At 56.7% G+C, this 3,042-nt stretch carries 2 protein-coding genes; one reads left to right on the forward strand and one right to left on the reverse strand.

What is annotated here, in order from left to right; all coding sequences use genetic code 11:
- Window positions 1–245 precede the first annotated feature (245 nt).
- Window positions 246–2,366 carry an alpha/beta hydrolase gene (locus A3AG_RS30960; protein WP_145987300.1) on the reverse strand — a complete coding sequence of 707 codons (2,121 nt, stop codon included), beginning with the start codon at window positions 2,364–2,366 and terminating at the stop codon, window positions 246–248.
- Window positions 2,367–2,854: 488 nt separating this feature from the next.
- Between A3AG_RS30960 and A3AG_RS32405 the strand changes: the two genes are divergently transcribed.
- On the forward strand, window positions 2,855–3,042 hold a 188-nt coding region (locus tag A3AG_RS32405; RefSeq protein ID WP_157625306.1), incomplete at its 3' end, for a helix-turn-helix domain-containing protein.

Consider the following 3,042-nt stretch of genomic DNA (forward strand, 5'->3'; position numbering starts at 1 on the left):
TGAGCGCGTTTCTGACTCACGCCGATGCCTCGCGCACAGCCCGCGAATGCTGCTGCGCGCGTGCCAGAAACCTTCGCTCCGGGCTGATAGGTTGGCGTCGTGGCGCATTCAGCTTCCTGTTAAACGGCCAAGCACCCTCGATTCGCGTTTGTGCACTTAGCGACAGAGGTGCATAAAAATCCACCTTGGGAAAATTGGACGAACGGAAACTAAAGTCGTGAGCAGGCGCTCAGGCCGGCACACACTCAGTGAACGTTGCGTCCGAAATTCTGCAGTTCGAGGTCGGTCAAGGAGACCGCGGTGCCATCATTGGGCGCATTGGCGAACTTCAGGGTCAGCTTGCTGAGTTGAGTGATATCGAACGTGCTTTTTGATGCGGGATCAGGCCCGAATGCGTCGAGTGGGATTGCCACCATGTTCAGCAACTCGGGCATTGAGCTTTGGGGGGGAATCGACAGTCCCATGCTGCTGTCCAGCGCGTCGGAGAAGTCACTGACCAGTATCGCCGGTGAGTCGCGCCCCTTGCTATCGGTGAGTGTGACACTCACCTGCTGCGCCGCGAGCATTCCCTCAACGGAGGGCTGGGGTCGGACCATTGCGATGCGGAAGCTTAATGTGTCAAACCCAACCGTCGACAGGGCGTTTGCCGTTACCGGCTGGCCGCTTGGCCCGTACGCGGGTTCCTTAAGCGTAACCGGCAGCGTCATGTTTGGTCCGGTCAGTGTGAACTGAACCTGATTGGCGATCGACAGCAACCCGCCTACGTAGGTACTAAGCGGGCCTTCAGGACCTGTCCTGAAGAATATCCCCGTCGGCGAGGGCTGTGTACAGGTCGGTATGGCTCCATCCCCCAGGGTGAGATCCGTCGCGCAAGTGTATACGTTACCTCGAAAGGCGGATGCGTCGATCAGGTCCAGCGGACCGCCCGTCTGCAAGGTCGAGATTGTGCTGTCGTAGGGCTGGTTCAGGCCATATTCGTCGAATGGAGCAATCATTTTATGTCCGTTGACTCCATTGATCTGAATCGTCAGCACCACCCGGTTATCACAAGGTGCCTGACTCCCCGGACAGGCCGCCGCTGGCAGTCTGGCTGTGCCATTCCAGTAGGGAGCAAACACCGCTTCTCCCCCAACGAAATTGCGCATGAAACTGTTGATCACGAATAGCCCGATGGATTGCTGATCGGCTGTAGCCAGTCTGGTCGCGTGCGTGGCGTCTGCATAGCAGTAATCTCCCTGTAATCCGCTGTAATCGTCCTTTGTCCATTGGCTATTGAAGTAATTGTGATTAGCCCCGCGTACCACAATCTGGAACCGCGGAGCCGAGTCGGCAGGATCCCTGCTGAAGCGGTTGTTGTCGAGCACGTGTGTTCCGGACAAATTGTTCACGTCTCCATCACATGTTCCCACCATCGCGGCAAAGGGCACGCTGGCGATCTTCCGGTAGGACTGGCTGTCTGTTGGCGCAAGTGAGAGCGCGGCCTTGAAAACATATTTCGGTGGAGTGTTCGACCAGTCGCCCGCTTCAGGAGAAAGCATGACGTTATTCATGTCGAGGAATGTTGACAGATCCTGATCAGATAGACCGTTCACGCTTAGCTCGGCTATCAGGGTGTTGAGCGTCGTGAGGAACGCCGCCTTTGTGCCGGTGGTCACGGCTGCGCCGGGCGCAGCAAACCAGGTATTACCTGCCCAATTGTCTTTTTCATTTTGCAGTTCGGCGGTGGCCGAGCGTAGCTGTTGCAGACTGACACCAATGCGCCGATCATTAAGCTGGATGGCGTCGTTGATACCCTGGCCACCTCGGGAGTGCCCCATGATGCCAATCCGGCTAAAATCAATCTTGCCAATCAACTGCTTCGGGATCTGTATACCGGTCGTGGTTTGACCCCCATCACTCAATTTCTTGAGACGGTCGAGTGTTGCAAGGACCAGTTGGCCTCGCGACTGCGATGAATAATCGCCCGCTCCCCCGTGAATACACCCAATCGCCGTCGATGGGCAAAACGCATTAATGTCGTTCGCATCTATTGACAGCGTGACATAACCATGCACAACAAGGTCATTTGCCAGATAGTCGTACCCTTCGAAGCTGGGCTCAGACCGATTATGCATGCCATGGAGGAATATGACCACGGGATAGGAGGTCGGCGCGGTACCGGACGGGTTCACTGGTGCACCCGGATAGCGAATCCAGCCATGAATACGAGTGAGAAAAACAGCCGGTGAAACGTCAGCGGTACTCACGACGACGGAGCCGAGGTCATATTCCCCGCCTTCGGGTGAGTAGGTCGGACCGACAAACTGCTCAGCGGGCATCTGCTCTATAAACCGGACAGTTGGTACGAGCACTGCTGGCGTCAGCACCGCCTTTCCTGGTGGCCTCCCTCCTGTCCCCGGTTGTGCGGCCGGTGGGGTAGCCGGTGGGGTAGCCGGTGGAATGGGAGTAATAGCTCCTCCTACGGTTCCGGATACGGTTGGGGCAGTGCCTGTTTCATGATTTGTGCCGGAAGCGCCCCCTCCACAGCCGCCGAGACCGGCTAGCAGACTAAAAGCGATCATCCAGTGATGTAGTCGTGCAATCATTTATTTTTCCCTCGCCGCACAAGGCATTGCGGCAGAAGCGGAGGTGCCCGCAGTTATGGTTACTCGTCGCGACATTCGCTGTATGTTTCCGGACAACACCGCCTAGGCGTTGGCGGATGCTTCACGCTCGCAAGGGAGCAGGTACATCGCAGGATCGACTATGTGCAACGTCCGTGCCATGGAATGTAAGCGACCGAGAAACGGCGTCCTAGTTTTATAGGGTGAGTCTTGGCAGGCTTGCGTCCGCAAACACTTTGCGAACGCAAACCATGAACACTGACGATATTGATGTTGACTGCTTTCCACTGCGAGTAGTGCGTGTCCGGCGCAATGGNAAACGCGATTACGAGCCGGTGGCCAAACGGCGTTTGATTGAGCTGTGTCTTCGGCCTGGCGCATCGGTGGCAGGCATGGCGCTCAAGGCTCAAGTCAATGCCAATCAACTGCGCAAATGGAT

It is taken from the genome of Cupriavidus neocaledonicus (assembly GCF_000372525.1).
In the GTDB taxonomy this organism is placed as follows: domain Bacteria; phylum Pseudomonadota; class Gammaproteobacteria; order Burkholderiales; family Burkholderiaceae; genus Cupriavidus; species Cupriavidus neocaledonicus.